The sequence below is a fragment of the Pseudomonas petroselini genome (assembly GCF_045037875.1).
GTDB classification, from domain to species: Bacteria; Pseudomonadota; Gammaproteobacteria; order Pseudomonadales; family Pseudomonadaceae; genus Aquipseudomonas; species Aquipseudomonas petroselini.
Genome location: NZ_CP173614.1, coordinates 3102870 through 3124398 on the forward strand (window position 1 = coordinate 3102870; position 21529 = coordinate 3124398).

At 62.7% G+C, this 21529-nt stretch carries 16 protein-coding genes and 2 pseudogenes; 7 read left to right on the forward strand and 11 right to left on the reverse strand.

Annotated features, from left to right (window positions below):
• Positions 1–49: 49 nt before the first annotated feature.
• The 3 genes from ACI512_RS14565 to ACI512_RS14575 all read right to left on the reverse strand — a co-directional run bounded on the left by ACI512_RS14565 (position 50) and on the right by ACI512_RS14575 (position 4401).
• The gene (locus ACI512_RS14565) at positions 50–358 is read right to left on the reverse strand and encodes a DUF6124 family protein (RefSeq protein ID WP_236378735.1); all 309 of its coding nucleotides are present in this window, start codon (positions 356–358) and stop codon (positions 50–52) included.
• A gap of 425 nt (positions 359–783) precedes the next feature.
• On the reverse strand, positions 784–3192 hold the full coding sequence (locus tag ACI512_RS14570) for a glucose/quinate/shikimate family membrane-bound PQQ-dependent dehydrogenase (protein ID WP_236378738.1): 2409 nt from the start codon (positions 3190–3192) through the stop codon (positions 784–786).
• A 165-nt stretch (positions 3193–3357) separates the two neighbouring features.
• Positions 3358–4401 (reverse strand): LLM class flavin-dependent oxidoreductase, encoded by a 1044-nt coding sequence (locus ACI512_RS14575; protein WP_236378740.1) that lies wholly within the window; start codon positions 4399–4401, stop codon positions 3358–3360.
• A 344-nt stretch (positions 4402–4745) separates the two neighbouring features.
• On the opposite strand from ACI512_RS14575, the pseudogene ACI512_RS14580 reads away from it, so the two are divergent.
• Both ACI512_RS14580 and ACI512_RS14585 read left to right on the forward strand, forming a co-directional pair.
• Positions 4746–5630 (forward strand): annotated as a pseudogene (locus tag ACI512_RS14580) (cache domain-containing protein); the annotation flags it as partial.
• A gap of 309 nt (positions 5631–5939) precedes the next feature.
• Positions 5940–6536 (forward strand): annotated as a pseudogene (locus ACI512_RS14585) (methyl-accepting chemotaxis protein); the annotation flags it as partial.
• Positions 6537–6817: 281 nt separating this feature from the next.
• Here the strand turns inward: ACI512_RS14585 and ACI512_RS14590 are convergent.
• Positions 6818–7303: a flavin reductase family protein gene (locus tag ACI512_RS14590; protein ID WP_236383701.1), complete on the reverse strand. Its 486-nt coding sequence runs from the start codon at positions 7301–7303 to the stop codon at positions 6818–6820.
• 322 nt (positions 7304–7625) lie between these two features.
• Here ACI512_RS14590 and ACI512_RS14595 point away from each other — a divergent pair, with 322 nt between their 5' ends.
• Entirely contained in the window at positions 7626–9032 is a 1407-nt protein-coding gene (locus tag ACI512_RS14595; RefSeq protein ID WP_236383700.1) for a cytosine permease, read from the forward strand.
• Here the strand turns inward: ACI512_RS14595 and ACI512_RS14600 are convergent.
• From ACI512_RS14600 to ACI512_RS14630, 7 genes are all read right to left on the reverse strand, one after another.
• Positions 9020–9586, reverse strand: a complete 567-nt coding sequence (locus tag ACI512_RS14600; RefSeq protein WP_046035377.1) for a sarcosine oxidase subunit gamma — start codon at positions 9584–9586, stop codon at positions 9020–9022. The genes ACI512_RS14595 and ACI512_RS14600 overlap by 13 nt on opposite strands.
• Before the next feature lie 3 nt (positions 9587–9589).
• Positions 9590–12487, reverse strand: a complete 2898-nt coding sequence (locus tag ACI512_RS14605) for a 2Fe-2S iron-sulfur cluster-binding protein (RefSeq protein WP_405121857.1) — start codon at positions 12485–12487, stop codon at positions 9590–9592.
• Positions 12484–12783 carry a sarcosine oxidase subunit delta gene (locus ACI512_RS14610; protein WP_012723544.1) on the reverse strand — a complete coding sequence of 100 codons (300 nt, stop codon included), beginning with the start codon at positions 12781–12783 and terminating at the stop codon, positions 12484–12486. The genes ACI512_RS14605 and ACI512_RS14610 overlap by 4 nt, the downstream gene beginning before the upstream one ends.
• Before the next feature lie 13 nt (positions 12784–12796).
• On the reverse strand, positions 12797–14038 hold the full coding sequence (locus ACI512_RS14615) for an FAD-dependent oxidoreductase (RefSeq protein ID WP_012723545.1): 1242 nt from the start codon (positions 14036–14038) through the stop codon (positions 12797–12799).
• Positions 14020–14925, reverse strand: a complete 906-nt coding sequence (gene folD / locus ACI512_RS14620) for a bifunctional methylenetetrahydrofolate dehydrogenase/methenyltetrahydrofolate cyclohydrolase FolD (RefSeq protein ID WP_012723546.1) — start codon at positions 14923–14925, stop codon at positions 14020–14022. Before folD ends, ACI512_RS14615 begins: the two co-directional genes overlap by 19 nt.
• Positions 14922–15788, reverse strand: coding sequence for a formyltetrahydrofolate deformylase (gene purU / locus ACI512_RS14625; RefSeq protein WP_064052586.1), 867 nt, complete (start codon positions 15786–15788; stop codon positions 14922–14924). Before purU ends, folD begins: the two co-directional genes overlap by 4 nt.
• A gap of 434 nt (positions 15789–16222) precedes the next feature.
• Positions 16223–16822, reverse strand: a complete 600-nt coding sequence (locus tag ACI512_RS14630; protein ID WP_027603577.1) for a helix-turn-helix domain-containing protein — start codon at positions 16820–16822, stop codon at positions 16223–16225.
• A 282-nt stretch (positions 16823–17104) separates the two neighbouring features.
• Between ACI512_RS14630 and glnT the strand changes: the two genes are divergently transcribed.
• From glnT to ACI512_RS14650, 4 genes are read left to right on the forward strand one after another with little or no spacing between them, the layout of a single operon-like run.
• A complete protein-coding gene (glnT, locus tag ACI512_RS14635) occupies positions 17105–18439 on the forward strand; it encodes a type III glutamate--ammonia ligase (RefSeq protein ID WP_012723549.1) in 1335 nt (444 codons plus the stop codon).
• 22 nt (positions 18440–18461) lie between these two features.
• A complete protein-coding gene (locus tag ACI512_RS14640) occupies positions 18462–19370 on the forward strand; it encodes a glutamine amidotransferase family protein (RefSeq protein ID WP_012723550.1) in 909 nt (302 codons plus the stop codon).
• An 11-nt stretch (positions 19371–19381) separates the two neighbouring features.
• The gene (locus tag ACI512_RS14645; protein ID WP_012723551.1) at positions 19382–20056 is read left to right on the forward strand and encodes a protein glxC; all 675 of its coding nucleotides are present in this window, start codon (positions 19382–19384) and stop codon (positions 20054–20056) included.
• A gap of 14 nt (positions 20057–20070) precedes the next feature.
• Positions 20071–21393 carry an FMN-binding glutamate synthase family protein gene (locus ACI512_RS14650; protein ID WP_012723552.1) on the forward strand — a complete coding sequence of 441 codons (1323 nt, stop codon included), beginning with the start codon at positions 20071–20073 and terminating at the stop codon, positions 21391–21393.
• The last annotated feature ends 136 nt before the right edge of the window (positions 21394–21529 follow it).

The window sequence follows — 21529 nt, forward strand, 5'->3', positions numbered from 1 at the left end:
GAGGGGCGGTGCGACGATTCGACTTGCCCCTCCCACCTTTTTAACGTGTTCAGGCAGTTGCTTTAGCGGGCTTCAGGCATTCGATGGAGCGATCCACGGTGGTCTTGGCAATTTCCAGCAAATGCCACACGGCCAGAATCTTCGCCCGTTCGGGGTTTGGTAGCAGGTCACCGCAATCCAACGCCGTGGCGGAAGCGCTGTCGAGCAAGCTGGCGGTGTAAAGCAGGGCATCTTCGAAGCTCAGGTCTTCGTTGACCGAGTGGAGGCCTTGGGTGGGTAGGTAGTGGTCGATGGCGCGGTTGAAGGCGGCGCGGTTTTTGGCGGGGGCGTTCGGTGGATCGGGGATGACTTTATTCATGGTGTACCTTCGCGTTGGATTAGGGGCCGACACTCTTCGCGACTAAACGAGGGTGGCGGCTGCACGCAGGTTAGTCGACCGGCTCCAACGCGAAAATACCGGCGCACCCGAAGGTGCCCTGCGCACAGCCACCATAAAACTCATGGAGGACCATGCACGCGTTGGAAGGTCAGGCGACTAAACCCGATCACTGATTTGGCAGTGACGGACCGAAGACTAGCCAGCGATTCCAACAGGTACAAGGCGGCAGGGATTGTCTAGGAAACGTCCTGCAATTAAAAGCGAGCCGACTTGCTGGCCCTTTACAAACCATGACCAAATGCCACTAACGATGCCGCTCACCTATTGAAATGCAGGCGATGTGGGAGGGGGCTTGTTGCCGATGCCGGAGCGCGCGGTGTTGGGGCACCGCGCGGACAGAGGGGTTATGGCAGGGCGTAGGCGATCACGTAGTCGCCACGGTCGGTGGACTGGCGTGCGCCACCAGCGGTGATGACGATGTACTGCTTGCCGGTTTTCGGCGACACGTAGGTCATCGGACCGCCTTGGCTGCCGACCGGCAGGCGGGCTTTCCAGATTTCATCGCCGTTGCCGCTGTTGAAGGCGCGCAGGTAGAAGTCCTGGGTGCCGGCGATGAAGATCAGGCCGCCCTGGGTGGAGAGGGTACCGCCGAGGGTCGGCAGGCCGATCTTGATCGGCAGGTGCATGCGAATCCCCAGCGGGCCGGTGTCTTCAACGGTGCCGACCGGCACTTGCCAGGCGACCTTTTGCGTCTTCATGTCGATCGCGGTGAGGGTGCCGAACGGCGGCGCCTGGCACGGGATGCCGGCCACCGACAGGAAGCGGTTTTTGTTCACCGCATACGGCGTGCCCTTGAGCGGTACGGCGCCCATGCCGGTGTTCAGTGCTTCGCCACCGGACGAGGCCTGGGCCTTGTTTTGCGACGGTATCATCTGGATCCACAGACCCAGGCGCATGTCGTTGACAAAAATGAAGCCGTGCACCGGGTCGGTGGAGATGCTGCCCCAGTTCATGCCGCCCAGCGAGCCCGGGAAGCTCAGGGATTTATCGGTGCCGGGCGCGGTGTAGAGGCCGTCGTAGCGCATGCCCTTGAAGTCGATGCGGCACAGCAACTGGTCAAACGGCGTGGCGCCCCACATGTCCGACTCGGTCAGGGTCTGCGCGCCGATCTGTGGCATGCCGACCGACTTTGGCTGGGTGGGCGAGTAGGGCTCGTTAGGGATATTGGCGGCCTTGACCGGGACGTCCTGCACGTCGGTCAGCGGCTTGCCGGTCGCGCGGTCGAGCACGTAGATCTGCCCGGCCTTAGTACCGATCACCACTGCCGGCACGGTTTTGTCGCTGCCTGGCGGCGTGAAATCGATCAGGCTTGGCTGCATCGGCAGGTCGAAGTCCCACAGGTCATTGTGGACGGTCTGGTACACCCACTTTTCCGTGCCGGTGGAGGCGTCCAGCGCCAGCACCGAGGCGCCGTACTTGTGGTTGAGCTGGGTGCGTTCCACGCCGTAGATGTCGGTGGACGAGCTGCCCATCGGCAGGAAAACCGTGTTCATCAGCGGGTCATAGGACATCGGCGCCCAGCTGTTCGGCGTGCTGCGCACATAAGTGCTGCCGTCTGCAGGGGCATGCTTGTCTTCCGGGTTGCCCGGGTCGAAGGCCCAGCGCATCTGGCCGGTGATCACGTCGAAGCCACGGATCACGCCGCCCGGCATGTCGGTCTGGACGTTGTCGGCCACGCGGCCACCCACCACCACGGTGGTGCCGGCCATCAACGGCGCCGAGGACAGTTGGTAGTAGCTGTCCGGCACGTTACCCAGGCCGGCCTTCAAATCCACTTGACCGTGGGTGCCGAAGTCTTCGCAGAACTTGCCGGTGTCAGCATCCACGGCGATCAGGCGTGCATCGATGGTGTTGGTCAGCAAGCGACGCTGGCACTGCGCACCGGCAGGCACGCTGGCGGCAATGATCGGCGAGCTGTTGGGCTGGGTCGGCTGGGCGATCGGCGCGCTGGCGTCGAAGTAAGCCATGCCCCGGCAACGCTGCCACACCGCCGATTTGGCGTTGACCTCGTTCTTCCACAGCTCTTTGCCGGTGTCGGCGTCGAGGGCAATCAGGTTGTTGTGCGGTGTGCAGATAAACACCTTGTTGCCGATCTGCAGGGGCGTGAGTTGGTCTTCGGCACCGTTGCCGTCGCTGATCGCCACGTCACCGGTGTGGTAGGTCCAGGCCACTTTGAGCTTATTGACCGTGTCACGGTTGATCTGGTCCAGCGCGGCGAAGCGGCTGCCGCCTTCGGTGTTGCCGTAGTGGGCCCAGTCTTTCTGGGCATCGGCCGGGGCTACGGGTGTGATGCCAGGGCCGGCACCGGTCGGGGCGACGCTTGGGTGAGCAACGAACATATTGCCTGCCGCCACCGCCACGCCCACTGCCAGCACGGCGGCAACGCCATAGGCGCCCCGGGCAGGCTTGTTGACGAGCAGCGGATAAACCAGTGCCACCACCATACCGATGGCCGCAAACATGAACACCCGCGAGAACAGCGGCCAGAACACCAGGCCCACGTCGGCCACGGCCCAGATCGCGGTGCCCACCAGGAACGCCGCGAATAACCACGCGCCGGCCGGTTTGCGCAGGGCAATCAACAGGCCGGAAACGGCCATCACCGCACCGCCGACCAAGAAGTACCAAGAACCTCCCAGGCTGACCAATTTAACGCCGCCGACGGCAAGCGCGAGGCCGAGCAAGGCGATGATCACGCCCAGGCCCAGCAGGAGGAATCTAGAGGCGCCAAGGGCGCTCGATGCTCGTTTCATATCGACAGGACTCGAAGGTGAGAGGGCAAAGACGCGATTTTAGCAAGATAAGTAACCAGTTAGTACATTGTGCGGCGCAATAGACTTTTACCGATAGGGTGATGATAGCTGACAACAAAAAGCCGCTTGCTCCGTGAAGAGGCAAGCGGCTGGGTTATGCAGCGATCAACGAAACGCCGGCACCACCTGCTCGATAAACAGCGCCAGCGACTTCTTCTTCTCGGCATGGGGCAGGCTGTTGTCGCACCAGAAGCTGAACTCATCCACCCCCAGTTCCTGGTAGTAGCGGATGCGCGGGATGATTTCTTCGGCGGTGCCGATCATCGCGGTCTTGTGCAGGCTGTCCAGTTCGAACTCCGGGCGGGCGGCGAATTTTTCTTCCGGGCTCGGCGCCAGGAAGCCATTTACCGGCACCTCTTTATTGCCGAACCAGGCATCGAAGGTGCGATAGAACTTCGAGATCGCCTTGGCCCCGACTTTCCAGCCGTCCGGATCATCGGCGGCATGCACGTGCGTGTGGCGCAGCACCATCAGTTGCGGGCGTGGTACGCCGGGGTTGTTGTCGAGGGCGGTCTGGAATTTGTTTTTCAGGTCGAGGACTTCTTCGTCACCCTTCATCAGCGGCGTGACCATCACGTTGCAGCCGTTGGCCACCGCGAAGTTATGCGAGTCCGGGTCGCGGGCGGCGATCCACATCGGCGGGTTGGGCTGCTGGATCGGCTTGGGCACGCTGGTGGAGGTGGGGAATTTCCAGATGTCGCCGTCGTGGGCGTAGTCGCCTTTCCACAACGCACGCACCACCGGCACCATCTCGCGCAGCGCCTGGCCGCCGCTGGAGGCGGGCATGCCGCCGGCCATGCGGTCGAATTCGACTTGGTAAGCACCACGGGCCAGGCCGACTTCCATGCGCCCGTTGCTGATCACGTCGAGCAAGGCGCATTCACCCGCCACCCGCAACGGGTGCCAGAACGGCGCGATGATGGTGCCGGCGCCCAGGTGAATGGTGGTGGTCTTGCCCGCGAGGTAAGCCAGCAGCGGCATCGGGCTCGGCGAGATGGTGTATTCCATGGCGTGGTGTTCGCCAATCCATACGGTACTGAAACCGCCGGCCTCGGCCATCAGGGTCAGTTCGGTCAAGTCTTCGAACAACTGCCGGTGGCTGACACTTTCGTCCCAACGTTCCATGTGTACGAACAGGGAAAACTTCATGACGCTTACCTCGGATCTATTGTGATCGGCCTGTCGGCTGCGGGCCCTTAAGTACTCTCGCCACGTTGAAGCATGCCAGTGATGACGGCTGTTCGGCGGATTGATTGTTGGTATACCATAATACGGAATATCCGCAAAACTTTTCTCTCCAACGGTCGCACCGTCACCTCACAAGGAAAGCGAGCTAGATGAACATAAAACAAAAACTGATCCTGGCCTTTGCGGTGATCGCCAGCCTGCCGGTAATGCTGGTGGCTGTGCTGATCATCCTCAATGTGCGTCATGAGGCACGGGATGGCTTTATCGACAGCAGTGGGCGCGAGATCCGCCAGGTCGACAACGCGATGCAGTTGTTTTTCGAAGGCATCAGCCAGAACGTCAGCTACCTGGCCGCGCACCCGCAACTGCAGAGTATCAAGGGTGATGTGAAACGCTACCTGGCCAGCGATGCCGCACAAGTCGCACCCGGCGAGCGCGACGAGCAGGTGTTCAAGCTGTTCGAAGGCTTGGCCCAGAGTCATTCGGCCTACACCTACCTGTCCCTGGGTACCGAGGACGGCGGTTATGTGTTCTGGCCCGGCGACCCCAAGCTGGCCAGCTACGATCCGCGCACACGCCCCTGGTACAAGACCGCCATGGCCCAGCCGGGCAAGACCCTGCGCACCGAGGCCTATTACTGGGCCGCCGACGATGTGGTGCTGGTCAGCACCGTGCAAAGCTTCAACGACCGCCAGGGCAAGGCGAGCGGGGTGGTCAACATCTACGTGTCCCTCAAGCAACTGACCGACCTGGTCAAGCAGATCAAGCTGGGCGAAAGCGGCTACCTGATGCTGATGGAAGCCAACAACACGGTGCTGGTGGACCCGAATGAACCGTCCCATAATTTCAAGCCTCTCGGCCAACTGGGCGATGGCTATCGTCAGTTGAGCGAAGCCGACCAGGGCCTGGTGCAGGTCGAGCTGGCGGGTGAGCGCTATATGGCGCTGGTGTGGCCGTCCAAGGCCTTGGGCTGGCGGTTTGTCGGGCTGGTGCGCGAGAGTGAAGTGATGGCCGGCGCGGCGCGCCTGACCTGGCTGATTGCAGCCATCGCGCTGGTGTGTGGTGTGCTGTTTGCGGTGGCGGGGGCCTGGTTTGCCGGGCTGATCGTCAAGCCGATTCGCGGCGTGGCCAGCGGCCTGGAAGGCATCGCCCAAGGTGAAGGTGACTTGACCGCGCGCCTGGAGGTGAAGGGGCGTGACGAGACGGCGCAACTGGCCGGCTGGTTCAACCAGTTCCTCGAAGCGATCCGCACGCTGATCCAGCGCATCGGGCAGGCGGCCGGGCAGATCCACAGCAGCTCCGGGAGTGCCACCGAAGTCTCGGTGGAAATGGCCGAAGTCGCCGAGCGACAGCGCGAAGCGGTGGATATGGTTTCGACGGCGTTTCATGAAATGGTTGCCACCTCCAACGAAGTCGCGCGCTCCTGCAGCCAGGCTGCCGACTCGGCCGACAACGGCCAGCGCCAGGCCCACACCGGGCAGCAACAGATCGACGCGGCGGTGAGCAGTGTCGGGCGCTTGAGCGAGGAAATCGGCCACTCCGCCCAGGCCATGGAGCAGCTGGAAAAAGACAGTAATGACATCCAGTCGATCCTCGGCACCATCCGCTCCATTGCCGAACAGACCAACCTGCTGGCCCTGAACGCCGCCATCGAAGCCGCACGGGCCGGCGAGCAGGGCCGTGGGTTTGCGGTGGTGGCGGACGAGGTGCGCGCGCTGGCCAAGCGCACCTCGGACTCCACCGGTGAAATCGACGGGCTGCTCGGCAACCTGGCGCGCCGCACTCACCAGATGGGCAAGCAGATGCATGCGAGCCTGGAGGTGTCCCAGGAAACGGTGGTGTCGATCAACGACGCGCGTGAAAGCTTTGGCCTGATCCGTGAGTCGGTCGACGTGATCCGCGACATGAACACGCAAATCGCCACCGCCGCTGAGGAACAGCACCAGGTGGCCGAAGACATCAATCGGCATATCAGCCAGATTCATGGGGATGCGCAATTAGTGGCAAGCCTGGCCGACTCTACACGCCAGGATGCGCAGCAATTGACGGCGTTGTCGCAGACGTTGAATCAATTGGTCAGCCGCTTCCGCACTTAACTGGCACAGCAGCCCTTAGGGGGACGTTCGAATGAGGGAGCGGGCAAGCCCTAAGACCAGTCAGTTAAGAAGCAGCAAGAGCGAAAAGTGACCTGTGGCGAGGGAGCTTGCTCCCGTTGGACTGCGTAGCAGTCCCAGTCGTTTTAAACAAAGAGCTGGGGCCGCTTCGCGGCCCAACGGGAGCAAGCTCCCTCGCCACAGGTACAGTGTTTGCCTTAACTGACTGGCATTCGGGCAAACCCCACATTTGATCTTCGCTGTTTTCAGAACGGTGTCGGGGATCAGGCAGGCAGTGGCAGGGCGCCCATCTTGCCGTTGCAATACACCAGTGGCCCGGCGTTCTGCCGGGGCACGATCAGGTTCTTCACCGCGCCGACCATGATCGCGTGGTCGCCGCCTTCATATTCGCGCCACAACTCGCACTCGATCACCGCCGTGGCATTGGCCAGGATCGGGTTGCCCAACTCACTGAGCGTCCATTCGATGCCCTGGGCCTTGTCCTTGCCTTTGCGCGCAAAGGCATAGGCTTCGGTTTGCTGCCCACCGGAAAGCACATGAATGGCAAAGCGCTTGTTCTTGATCAACACCGGGTACGAGTCGGAGCTGTAGTTGGGGCAGAACAGCACCAGGGCCGGGTCCATGGACAGTGAACTGAAGGCACTGGCGGTCAACCCGACGATTTGCCCCTCGTCATCGAGCGTGGTGATCACGGTGACACCGGACGGAAACGAACCCATCACTTGTTTGTAGATAGCGGCATCGATCATGGGACGGTCCTCTGCGGGTAAAGCGGTTTTTATGAATTTGTAGGTCTGATGGTATACCGTAATACAGTCGATGCAACCGCTTTTTCAATCGCCCGATGAACGTCAATCCTCGGGCTTATCGCCCATAAATACGGGAGCTATGGCGGGAAATAACAGGGTGCGCTGTGGCACACTTGCGGATCAGATGCGCGCTAAGACTACGGATCAGTCTTGTTAAAATGTTGGAATACCATAATATGGTGTTCATCTGAGGGGCGGCCAAAGAGCTCCCCCGGTTTGGCGTCAAACAACTATAAGATCAGACAAACGCGAGTTCATTTCCATGCCCCAGATGTCCCGGCAAGACCCCCTGATCGAGCATCACACGGTCGATTACGTCCCCCTCGCAGAGCGCCATGGAAAGGCCCGCGACCTGTTCACCTTATGGTTCAGCACCAACATCGCGCCGCTGCCGATCGTCACGGGTGCCATGGTGGCCCAGGTGTTCCATCTCAATCTGGCGTGGGGGCTGTTGGCGATTGCCCTCGGGCACCTGCTCGGCGGCATCGTGATTGCCCTCGCATCGGCTCAAGGCCCGCGCATGGGCATCCCGCAGATGGTGCAGAGCCGTGGCCAGTTCGGCCGGTACGGCGCGTTGCTGATTGTGTTCTTCGCCGCGCTGATCTACGTCGGCTTTTTCATCTCCAATATCGTCCTGGCCGGCAAGTCCATCGTCGGCATCGTGCCGTCGGTGCCGGTGCCGGCGAGCATCCTGATCGGCGCCCTCAGCGCCACCGCCATCGGCGTGATCGGCTACCGCTTTATCCATACCCTCAACCGCATCGGCACCTGGGTGATGGGCAGCGCTTTGCTGGCCGGTTTTATCTACATTTTTGCCCATGACCTGCCGGCAGACTTCCTTACCCGTGGCGGCTTCAACGCGGCTGGCTGGTTGGCTACCGTGTCGCTGGGGGTGATCTGGCAGATCAGCTTTTCGCCCTACACCAGCGACTACTCGCGCTACCTGCCGGCGGACATTGGCATCGCCCGTCCGTTTCTCGCCACCTACCTGGGCGCGACCCTCGGCACCATCCTGTCCTTCGCCTTTGGCCTGGTCGCTGCACTGGCCACGCCCGAGGGCACCGAAGCCATGGTCGCGGTCAAGCAAGCCACCGGCTGGCTGGGGCCGATCCTGATGGTGCTGTTCCTGCTTAATATCATCAGCCACAACGCCCTGAATCTGTACGGCGCGGTGCTGTCGATCATCACCTCGGTCCAGACCTTCGCCAGCCACTGGACCCCCAGCATCAAGGTGCGCGTGGCGATGTCGGGCGTGGTCCTGGCCGGTTGCTGCGTGGTGGCGTTGGGCGCGTCGGCGGACTTCATCTCGCAATTTATTGGCCTGATCCTTGCGCTGTTGCTGGTGTTGGTGCCGTGGGCGTCAATCAACCTGATCGACTTCTACATCATCAAGCGCGGGGTCTATGACATTGCCTCGATCTTCCAGGCCGATGGCGGGGTGTATGGGCGTTTCAACCTGCATGCGATCGTGGCGTACTTCATCGGCATCATCGTGCAACTGCCGTTTGCCAATACGTCGCTGTATGTGGGGCCGTGGGCCAACCTGGTGGAAGGCGCGGACTTGTCGTGGCTGGTGGGGTTGGTGGTGACGTGCCCGTTGTATTACTGCCTGGCGACACGTCAACACACGCAAAAGGTCAGGGCGGCGCGGTTGGGCTACACCGACTGACCCACCCCGCCGAACTCCTCCAGCGCATCCCGCAACGCGCCCTCGAAGTATGCCTTCGAGGCGCGATCCCAGAGGATATGAAACGCCGGCAGCTCCCCACTGCCTGTGTGGATGACAATCGCATTGACCCGCGCCACCGAGGTCTGCGCCACCATCCCCGGCTTGAAGGCCGGGAAACTGAGATCCACCCCGCACAGCTTCGCCATCACCTGCGCAATCACCTCCCCGCTGAGCCGCACACAGGCATGGCTGTCCTGGCGCGGCAGCAAGTAGTTGGCGCGGTGGTCCAGTTCCCAACGCGCTTCTTCATCGGCAATCCGTTGCCCCTGATCCCGCGGGCTGCCCAGCACCAGGTATTCGTTCTGCGACAGGCGCGCCACCCAACTGCCGTCCGCTTGTGCGCAGGCTTGGTTGGGCCCGCCCGGCAACGTGAAGCCGCGCGCCGTGAGGTACTCGGCGCTCTGTGCGCCGCGAAAGCCGACCCGGGGCAGGTCGGTCTGGTCCTGCAGTTGGCAGGGCGGCGTGAACAATTCGTGGGCCTTCAGACTGGTCATGGCTTAACCCTCCTGGCGTTGGTTAGTGGGGTCGAAGAACGGCAGTTGCACCACCTCGGCCTGGACGACGATGCCGCCTTCGACGCGAATCGGAATGCGCTGCCCCGGTGTGCTTTGGTCGATCCCGGCGTAGGCCAGCCCGATGATGCGGCCCAGGCTGGTGGAGTATTCGCAGGAGGTGACGTTGCCGCTGATGTCCGCGCCGTTGAGTACCAGATGGCCTTCCAGCGGTTGCACACTGCCCTTGGGCAGGCTGAAGCCCACCAGTTTGCGTTTCAGCGGCTGGGCTTCGAGGATGTCCACCGAGCGGCGGCCGACGAAGAACGGCTTGGTGCGGCTGACTGCCCAGCCCATGTCGATCTCTGCCGGGTGGGTCATGCCGTCGGTGTCCTGGCTGATGATCACGTGGCCTTTTTCCAGGCGCAGCAGGCGCTGGGTCTCGACGCCGAAGGGGCGAATGTCAAAGGCCTTGCCGGCCGTCATCAACGCGTCCCACAGCGCCAGGCCGTGGCGTGCCGGTACGTGGATTTCATAGCCCAGTTCGCCGACGAAACCCACCCGCAGCAGGCGTGCCTTGATCCCGGCCACCGTGCCCTGGCGCACGCCCAGGTAGGGGAAGCCTTCGGCACTGAGGTCGAGATCGCTGCACACCTGCGCCAGCACCTTGCGCGAGTCCGGCCCCGCCACGTTTACCGCACAGATCGCGGCGGTGACGTTGGTCACGTCCACGTCCAGGCGCCACTGCGCGTTCCACTTGAGCATCTGCTGGTAAATACGATCGACGCCGCTGGTGGTGGCGGTGACGTAGAAGTGGTTGTCGGCCAGCCGCGCGCACACGCCGTCGTCGATCACCACCCCGTGTTCGTTGGTCATCAGCGCATAACGCGAACGGCCCACCGGCTGCTTGAGGAACGCGAAGGTGTAGAGGCGGTTAAGCAGTTCGGCGGCGTCCGGGCCGCGCACGTCGAGGCCGCCGAGTGTGGACACATCGATCAGCCCGACCTTGTTGCGCACGTGCAGCGCTTCGGCCTGCATGCACGCTTCGCGGTGCTGGGCCTTGCCGTAATAGGCCGGGCGCTGCCAGATACCGGCGGGCATCATCTTCGCCCCGGCTTGTACATGGCGCGCGTGCATCGGCGTTTGGCGGTAGGGGTCGAAGGCGCGTCCGGCGACATGCGCGAGTTTCTCCGCCACGAACGGTGGCCGTGCGGTGGTGACTCCGGTTTCGCTGATAGTGCGCTGGGTCGCCCAGGCCACCAGCCGTGCGGTCGGCAGCGCCGAGTGGCGCCCCTGGGACGGGCCCATGCCGACCGTGGAATAGCGCTTCACCAACTGCACATCGCGGTAGCCAATGCGGGTGGCGTTGACGATGTCCGCCACTTGCAGGTCTTCGTCGAAGTCGACGAAATCCTTGCCCTTGGGGTGCGGGAAGATCGGCCAGTGGAAGTTGACCTGGGCTTCAGGGCGCAGCGCTGCAGGCGGGCGGGTGCTGTTCAATCCGAGGGCGAGCAGGCTGTCGGCGGCGGCGTTGGTCGCATCCGCCAGCACATTGTCCAGTTGATGCCGACCGTGTACGGAACCGGCCACGCCCAGATTGCGCGGCAGGCCACTGAGGCTGAACTCCGCCCGCGAGTCTTCATAGGCCAGCTTGCCACCGGCCTGGCACAGCAACTGATAGACCGGCATATAACCGGCCGACATGCACAGCAGGTCGCAGTCGATCACTTGCCCGCTGGTGCTGACCTGGCCCTGGCCGGTGATCTGGCGCACGTCGACGCCCTTCACATGGCGCAGGCCTTTTTCATGCAGGGCCTCGAACACCGTGCTGTTGCTCAGGCACGCGATCTTGCGCTGGGCCAGGGCACCCGGCAGGGCTATGTCCGCCGGGGCGTGACGCAGGTCGATCACAGCGGCCACGTCCACGCCCTGGTCATGCAGGTCGAGGGCGGCCAGGTAGCCGTCATCGTTGCCGGTGAGCACCACCGCGCGCTTGCCGGGCTTGACCGCATACAGCTTCATCAGGCGCTGCGCCGCGCTGGTGAGCATCACCCCCGGCAGGTCATTGTTGCGGAAGACCACCGGTTGGTCGAACGAACCGCTGCATACCAGGCACTGCTGCGCGCGCACTTTGTACAGGCGCTTGCCCTGGATCACCGGCAGGTAGTTGTCGGTGAACCAGGCATTGCAGGTGGCGTCGGTGAGTACCTGGATATTCGCGTGTTGCTGCACCGCGCCCAGCAACTCGCGGCGCAAGGTGTCGGCACGGGTGCCGGCAATATCGAAGCGCGCGTAGGTCAGCGACCCGCCGAGGATCGGTTGCTGCTCGATCAGCAGCACCTTGGCGCCGGCATTCGCGGCGGTCAGCGCGGCCTGCAAGCCAGCGGGGCCGGCGCCGATCACGGCGAGGTCGGTAAACAGGTAGGCCTTATCGTAGTACTCGGGTTGGAACGTCAGGTCGAGCACGCCCAGGCCGGCCTTTTTGCGAATGATCGGCTCCCAGACTTTCCACATGCCCTTGGGCTTGTAGAACGAACGGTAGTAGAAGCCCACCGGCATGAACTTGGAGAACTTGCCCAGGTAGGCGTCCTTGTCGTTGTCCAGCGAGCCGTTGACGTTCTGCGCCGTCACCGCCAAGCCGGCGGACAGCGCATGGGCGTCGGCTAATACGTTGGGTTCGCGGGGCAGTTGCACCAGGCTGTTGGCGTCATGGCCGGCCATGGTCAACGGGCCGCGTGGGCGGTGGTATTTGAACGAGCGCGACATCAGGAAGCGCCCGTTGGCGAGCAGGGCGCTGGCGATGCTGTCGCCCTGCAAACCTTGGTAGGGGAGGCCGTCGAAGCTGAAGTCGAGTGGCTGGTCACGCTGGATCAGCAGGCCCATGGGGGCGGGGAGGCGGTTCATCCGGCGATCTCCTTGGCAGTGGTGAAGTCGACGCGGGTGGTGAACACTTCGCGCGGATCGAAGGTGCGCACGATCTCGTCGGTGACCGTGTGGCGCTCGGCGAGGAACCAGTAGCTGGACGGCGTGTGCATCCACCATTCGCGCACCACGCCGGCAAGGTTGTCGGTGTTGAACACGTAGTCGGCCCATTCGGCATCGCTGCAGGTCAGCGGGTCGGGCATCGGTTTGAATTCACCGCCGTAGGTGAACTCGCTGATATTGCGCGGCCCGTTGAGCGGGCAAATCATGATTTTCATCGTCTGCTCTCCGTCAGTGGCTGGCCGCTGTGGCGCCCATTTCGTTGACTTGCTGGAAGGTCGAAAAGCGCTCGAGGCCGAAGGGTTTGATCAAGTCCGGCACCTTGCCGCCGCTGGCGACCAGCTCGGCCATGGTCTTGCCGCATATCGGCGTGGCCTTGAAGCCCCAGGTGCCCCAGCCGGCGTCGAGGTAGTAATTTTTCACCGGCGACAGGCCCATGATCGGGCTGTAGTCGGGGGTCATGTCGGTGATCCCGGCCCACTGGCGCATCAACTTGGCGTTGGCCAGGAACGGGAACATCTCGATGGCATGGGCCAACAGGCTTTCCTTGAGGTCCAGGGTCGAACGCGTGTTGAACAGCGGGTAGGGATCGGAACCGCCACCGAACACCACTTCGCCACGGCTGGTTTGTTGCACGTAGCAGTGCAGCGCCGAGGAACTTACCAGCGGATCGAGGAACGGCTTGAACGGCTGCGTGACCATGGCCTGCAGCGGGAACGTCTGGATCGGCGAGCGGATGCCGGCCTTGGCCATCAGCAGCGAGCTGTGCCCGGCAATCGCCTGCACCGCGCAACCACACTTGATGGTGCCGCGATTGGTTTTCACCGCAGTGATGGCGCCGTTTTCGATGATCAGGTCCTGCACTTCAGTGAGCTGGTGGATCTCCACGCCGCGCTTGGCTGCCTGCTTGGCGTAGCCCCACGCCACGGCATCGTGACGCGCGGTGGCGCCGTCGATATGCCAGAGCCCGGCGATCACTGGCAGGTGGCCGGGGTCGAGGTTAAGGCTGGGCACCAGCTCGCGGATCTGCTGGCGATCGATCATCTCGGTACGCCCGCCGAAGTGCTTGTTGACCTCGGCGCGCTGGCGGAACGAACGCACGGTGGCGTCGGTGTGGGCCAGGGTCAGTTGGCCGCGCTCGGAGTACATGATGTTGAAATCGAATTCGTTGGACAGCGACTGGAACATCTTCACCGACTCGGCGTAGAAACGAACGCCTTCGCTGGTGAGGTAGTTGGAGCGGATCACCGCCGTATTGCGCGCGGTATTGCCGCCGCCCAGGTAGGCCTTTTCCAGCACCGCGATATTGGTGATGCCGTGGTACTTGGCCAGGTAGTAGGCCGTCGCCAGGCCATGGCCACCGGCGCCGATGATCACCACGTCGTAACTCGACTTGAGTGCCTTGGGCGATGGCAGATCCACCTCCACCGGGTACTCGGAACTCAGCCCGTATTTCAATAGATTGAATGGCATACGGCCTCCGATTGGCTGCGTAGGGCGTGGTGTTGCGCCTGGGCGGCGGCCACGGTGTTTTTCATCAGGAAGGCAATGGTCATCGGCCCGACACCGCCGGGCACCGGGGTGATGGCGGCGACATGGGGCAGGGCGCTGTCGAAGTCGACATCACCCACCAGGCGGCTGCGGCCGTCGTCGTCGATGCGGTTGATGCCGACATCGATCACCACTGCGCCGGGTTTCAACCAGCTCGCGTCAATCAAGCGGGCGCGGCCCACGGCAGCGATCACAATATCGGCCTGGCGGCACAGGGCCTGGGCGTCGTGGCTGCGTGAGTGCAGCACGGTCACCGAGCAATCCGCCTTGAGCAGCAGCGCGGCCATGGGCTTGCCAACGATGTTCGAACGGCCGATCACCACCGCGTGCTTCCCGCGCAGGTCGCCGCAGGTGTGTTCCAGCAGGTACAGGCAACCACTCGGCGTGCACGGCGTGAGCACCGCGCGCCCCTGGCTGAGGCCGCCGACGTTCTGGCTGTGAAAACCGTCGACGTCCTTGTCCGGCGCGATGGCCTCCAGGGCGCGCAGTTCGTCCATCTGCGCCGGCAACGGCAATTGCAGAAGGATGCCGTGGATCGCCGGGTCGGCATTCAATTGGCCGATCAGGATCAACAATTGTTCGGTGCTGGTGTCGCTGGGCAGGCGATGCTCCACGGAGCGGATGCCCACCTCTTCGGCGCGCAGGATCTTGTTGCGCACATACACCTGGCTGGCCGGGTCGTTGCCCACCAGGATCACCGCCAGCGCCGGTTGAATAGCCTGCCCATGCAGACGCGCCACGTCTTCGCGCACTTGCAGCAGCACCCGTGCGGCGGCGGCTTTGCCGTCGATCAGTTTATGCGCGTTCACCGGAACACCACCGTTCTGTCCTGATTGAGGAAGACCCGGTGCTCCAGGTGGTACTTGACCGCCTTGGACAGGGCCACGGTTTCGGTGTCGCGACCGATGGCGACCAAGTCGTCGGGCTTGTACACGTGGTCGACGCGCTGTACTTCCTGCTCGATGATCGGGCCCTCATCCAGGTCGCTGGTCACGTAGTGCGCGGTGGCACCGATCAACTTCACGCCGCGTTGATAAGCCTGGTGATAGGGCTTGGCACCCTTGAAACCGGGCAGGAACGAATGGTGGATATTGATCGCCCGCCCCGACAGTTGCCGGCACAGGTCGTCGGAGAGGATCTGCATGTAGCGCGCCAACACCACCAGTTCGGTGCGGGTGTCGTCGACGATCTTCATCAACTCGGCTTCCTGCGCGGCCTTGTTGTCCTTGGACACCGGCAGGTAGATAAAGCGAATGCCCTCGCGCTCGGCCATCGGCCGCAGATCGAGGTGGTTGGAGACGATGGCGGTGAGGGTCATGTCCATCTCGCCCTTGTGGTATCGGTAGAGCAGGTCGGTGAGGCAGTGGTCGAACTTGCTCACCATCAGCATCACGCGCATCGGCTCGCGGGTGTCGTGCAGCTCCCACTGCATGTCGAAGGCCTGGGCGACATCGGCGAAACCGTCTCTGATCTCTTGCAGGTTGCCCGCATGGCCATCGTTGAAGCGGAACACCGCACGCATGAAGAAGCGGCCGCTGAAGTCATCGTCGAACTGCGCCATCTCCCCGATGTAGCACGCCTTGTCCGCCAGGTAAGTGGTGACGGCAGCGACAATGCCGGACACCGCGGGACAAGTGACCTTGATGATGAAATGGTTTTTTTCGTGTTGCATGACACGTCCTCGGGATGATGGCGGCAGCTCATCGCATAGCGAAAAAATGTCTGAGGACAGCAGGCTCATTCCTTGAGCGCGTTTTCTTGTGGGGAATAAAATATTCCTGAAGTGGCTTTATAGGGGAATGAGGGCGGGGCGTCTAGGGGGTTTGGGAAAGATTTTTAACTGGGGGGAATTTTTTCGGGGGCGACGGGAAGGTCGAATGCGATCAAAGGTGGGCGCTGGCTTGCCTACGATGATCACAGGTCTCTGCAAACTGTAGTGAGCGGGCTTGCCCCGCGCTGGGTGGCGAAGCCGACCCAAACCAGGCGACTTGGTCTTATCTGGAACTCGGCGATGTCTTTACTGGGGCGGCTTCGCCGCCCAGCGCGGGGCAAGCCCGCTCACTACAAGGTGCTCATGCGCCTTTAAAAGGTGTGCAGCAAAGCCGCTTATTCTTTGTCGTTGCCGTAGTTCATGATCGACAACAACCGAATCGGCACCCGCACCAACTCCTCCGGCCCATGGGGAATCTCGCCCTCAAACGTCAGGCTGTCCCCGGCCTCCATGCGATACAACTGGTTGCCGTGGCGATAAATCAGCTCCCCTTCAAGCAGGTGCAGAAACTCGGTCCCTGGGTGCGCAAACGTCGGAAACTCCTCACTGGCGTCATCCATGCTGACCATGTACGCCTCGAAGCTCTTCTTCGGCCCGCGCGTGTGGTTGAGCAGGTGATAGGTATGCCCCTTCTCGGTCCCCCGGCGCACCACTTCCATGCCTTGGTCGGCCTTGACCAGCAAGGCGCTGCCATCCTGCTGGTCGTATTCGCTGAATAATTTCGAGAGCGGCAGCCCGAGCACATCGCACAGGCGGCTCAAGGTATCGAGGCTGGTAGAGACCTGGGCGTTCTCGATCTTGCTCAACATGCCCTGGCTGATATCGGCAATTTTTGCCACGTCAGATAGCTTCAGGTCCTGGGCCTGGCGCTGGCGTTTGATCTGCAGCCCCAGGTATTGCTCAAGCTTGAGGCGCGGGGCGGTTTCGGTGGACATGATCATCGGCTCCTGCACGGTTTCCGTTCAGTAATATTATTTTCGCACTGGGAAAGTGCAAAGTCTGGCGCTTAAAGGCCACCCCGCTGTACGTATTCCTGCAGGGAAAAGAATTTTCCCATATATACAGCACAAAAGCGCTTTCACCGGCACATCAAACAGCCGTCCGCGAATCTGGCAAGGGTATTGCATTCCTGTAGGGAAACTAACTTTCTTTTTAGGAATAAAAAGACAGCCTAGGCCCACCCACACGGTTTTGCCTTTCGCGAGGAGTGACACGCAATGTTGCCAGCAGAAACCCAGCGCATTATCGACAAGCACGGGATCAAGTACGTGCTTGCGCAGTTTGTGGATATACACGGTGCGGCCAAGACCAAGTCGGTGCCCATCTGCGGGCTCAAGACAGTGGCCGAAGAGGGCGCGGGGTTTGCAGGGTTTGCCATCAGCGGCATGGGCATGGAGCCCCACGGTCCGGACTTCATGGCGCGCGGCGATCTGTCGACATTGACCCCGGTACCCTGGCAGCCAGGTTATGGGCGTGTGGTGTGTGTCGGCCATGTCGACGGCAAACCCCACCCCTACGACAGCCGCTACGTGTTGCAGCAACAAGTGCAGCGCCTGCAGGACAAGGGCTGGACGCTGAACACCGGCCTCGAACCCGAGTTCAACCTGATGCGCCGTGACGAGCAGGGCACGTTGCAATTGGTCGACCCCAGCGACAACCTCGACAAGCCTTGCTACGACTACAAGGGCCTGTCGCGTTCGCGGGTGTTTCTCGAGCGCCTGACCGAAGCCTTGCAGGCGGTGGATTTCGAGGTCTATCAAATCGACCACGAAGACGCCAACGGCCAGTTCGAGATCAACTACACCTACAGCGACGCCCTGACGTCCGCCGACCGTTTCACCTTCTTCCGCATGGCCGCCGGCGAGATCGCCAATGACCTGGGCATGATCTGCTCCTTCATGCCCAAGCCCGACCCGAAACGCGCCGGCAATGGCATGCACTTTCACCTGTCGATCAGCAGCGCCGAGAACAAAAACCTGTTCCATGACGCCAGCGACCCGAGCGGCATGGGCTTGTCGACACTTGCCTATCACTTCGCCGCCGGCTTGCTCGCCCATGGCCCGGCGCTGTGTGCGTTCGCCGCGCCCACGGTCAACTCGTACAAGCGCCTGGTGGTCGGCAACTCGTTGTCCGGCGCCACCTGGGCCCCGGCCTTCATCGCGTTTGGCGCCAACAATCGCTCGGCCATGGTGCGCGTGCCGTACGGTCGCCTGGAATTTCGCCTGCCGGATGCAGGCTGCAACCCCTATCTGGTCAGCGCCGCGATCATCGCCGCGGGCCTGGACGGTATCGATCGCCAGCTGGAAATCGACCACGTCTGCAACGAAAACCTCTACAGCCTGAGCCTCGAGCAGATCGCCGAGCGCGGCATCAAGACCCTGCCGCAATCCCTCAAGGAAGCCTGCGACGCACTGGAAGCCGACGCGCTGTTCGCCGAAGTGCTTGGCCCGCAGATCGTAGGCGAGTTCATCAAGCTCAAGCGCATGGAGTGGGTGGAGTACAGCCGCCATGTGAGCGACTGGGAAATCCAGCGCTATACCGAATTTTTCTGACACCGTGTGACGGAGACTTGTTATGTGTGGAATCGTAGGCCTGTACCTGAAGAATCCGCAGCTGGAACCCCAGCTCGGCAAGCTGTTTGAACCCATGCTGCAAGCCATGACCGACCGTGGCCCGGACAGCGCCGGTTTCGCCATCTACGGCGATGAAGTCGCCGATGGCTGGGTCAAGCTGACCCTGCAAGCCACCACCGAAGCCTTCGACTGGAAAGGCTTGATGGGCGAGCTGGAAGGGCGCCTCGGCTGTTCCCTGGATTGGTTCCAGAACGCCAGCGCCGCTGTACTTAAGATCCACGCCGACGAAGCCCCGGTACGCCTGGCGCTGGCCGAACTGGCGCCGAGCGTGCGCATCATGAGCGCCGGGCAGAGTATCGAGATCCTCAAGGGCATGGGCCTGCCCCAGGAGATTTCCCAGCGCTTCGGCCTGGCAAACATGCAGGGCAGCCACATCATCGGCCACACGCGCATGGCCACGGAAAGCGCGGTGACCATGGAAGGCAGTCACCCGTTTTCCACCGGCGCCGACCTGTGCCTGGTGCACAACGGCTCGCTGTCCAACCACTTCCGCCTGCGCCAGGAACTCAAGCGCGAAGGCATCCACTTCGAAACCGACAACGACACCGAAGTCGCCGCCGGCTACCTGACCTGGCGCCTGCAACAGGGTGATTCGCTCAAAGAGGCGCTGGACCATTCCCTGGAAGACCTCGACGGCTTCTTCACCTTCGCCATCGGCACGCGCAACGGCTTTGCGGTGATCCGCGACCCGATTGCGTGCAAGCCGGCGATCCTCGCCGAGACCGACGACTACGTCGCCATGGCCTCCGAGTACCAGGCGCTGTCGAGCCTGCCGGGCATCGAGAATGCGCGGATCTGGGAGCCGGCACCGGCCACGTTGTACATCTGGGAACGCGAGTCAGCAGCTTAAGGAGCGCACACATGAAAACCATCGATCTTTCCACCGCCACCGTGCGTGACCTCAACCAGGCGTTGCACGCCCAGGCCATCGACAACGAGTGGCGCGTGACCCATTCCAACGGCAAGCACAACCTCGCCGTGGGCGTGAACCAGGCCGTGTCCATCGATATCGAGGGCCACGCCGGTTATTACTGCGCAGGCATGAACCAACAGGCCTCGATCACCGTGCACGGCAATGTCGGCGTGGGCTGCGCCGAGAACATGATGTCCGGCTCGGTGCGCGTCAAAGGCAGCGCGTCCCAGGCGGCCGGGGCCACGGCCCATGGTGGTCTGCTGGTGATCGAGGGCGACGCGGGCGCGCGTTGCGGGATTTCCATGAAGGGCATCGACATCGTCGTCGGCGGCAGCATCGGCCATATGAGCTGCTTCATGGGCCAGGCCGGGCGTCTGGTGGTGTGCGGCGACGCCGGCGATGCGCTGGGCGATTCGCTCTACGAAACCCACATCTACGTGAAAGGCACGGTGGAGTCCCTGGGCTCGGACTGCGTCGAAAAAGAGATGCGCAGCGAACACCTGCACGAGCTGCAGGAACTGCTCGACCGCGCCGGTTTCGCCCACCAGGCGGCAGATTTCAAGCGCTACGGCTCGGCCCGTCAACTCTACAACTTCAAAGTCGATAACGCCTCCGCGTACTGATCAGGAGCTCCACCATGACTGAACAAACCCCTCCGGTCCTGCGCGAGTCGGCCACCTTCGACCGCCTGACCATCCAGGAAATCCAGCGTGCCGCCGAAACCGGCATCTACGATATTCGCGGTGGCGGCACTAAGCGCAAGCTGCCGCACTTCGATGACTTGCTGCTGCTCGGCGCCAGCGTGTCGCGCTACCCGCTGGAAGGCTATCGCGAGAAGTGCGGCACCGATGTGATCCTCGGCAATCGCTTCGCCAAGAAGCCGATCCACCTGAAGATCCCGGTGACCATCGCCGGCATGAGTTTCGGTGCGTTGTCGGCCAACGCCAAGGAAGCCCTGGGCCGTGGCGCGACCATCGCCGGCACCAGCACCACCACCGGTGACGGCGGCATGACCCCGGAGGAGCGCGGCCAGTCCCAGCACCTGGTGTATCAGTACCTGCCGTCGCGCTACGGCATGAACCCGGATGATCTGCGCAAGGCCGACGCCATCGAGATCGTCCTCGGCCAGGGCGCCAAGCCCGGCGGCGGCGGCATGCTGCTCGGCATGAAAGTCACCGAGCGTGTGGCCGGCATGCGCACTTTGCCCATCGGCGTGGACCAGCGCAGCGCCTGTCGCCACCCGGACTGGACCGGCCCGGATGACCTGGCGATCAAGATTGCCGAGCTGCGCGAAATCACCGATTGGGAAAAACCGATCTACGTGAAAATCGGCGCGAGCCGGCCGTATTACGACGTGAAGCTGGCGGTCAAGGCCGGTGCCGATGTGATCGTGCTCGACGGCATGCAAGGCGGCACCGCCGCGACCCAGGAAGTGTTTATCGAGCATGTGGGCATTCCGATTTTGTCGGCCATCCCGCAAGCGGTACAGGCTTTGCAAGAGATGGGCATGCACCGCAAGGTCCAGTTGATCGTGTCGGGCGGGATTCGTAATGGTGCCGATGTGGCCAAGGCCATGGCGATGGGCGCGGACGCGGTGGCCATCGGCACGGCGGCGCTGATTGCCCTGGGCGACAACCACCCACGACTGGACGCGGAACTGAAAAAGATCGGCTCGGCCGCCGGCTTCTACGACGACTGGCAGAACGGCCGCGATCCGGCGGGCATCACCACTCAGGACCCGGAGCTGTCCAAGCGCCTTGACCCGGTGGAAGGCGGGCGGCGGTTGGCCAACTACCTGCGGGTGATGGTGCTGGAGGCACAGACCATGGCGCGTGCGTGCGGCAAATCGCACCTGCACAACCTCGACCCCGAGGACTTGGTGGCGCTGACCGTGGAGTCGGCCGCCATGGCCCGGGTACCGCTGGCGGGGACCCGTTGGGTGCCGGGTTCCGGTTACTAGCGGGCCCCTGTAGTGAGCGGGCTTGCCCCGCGCCGGGTGGCAAAGCCGCCCCAATAAAGCCGCCGCATTCATTGAGGTAGAAATGCGGCGGTTGGTTTAAGGGCGGCTTCGCCACCCAGCGCGGGGCAAGCCCGCT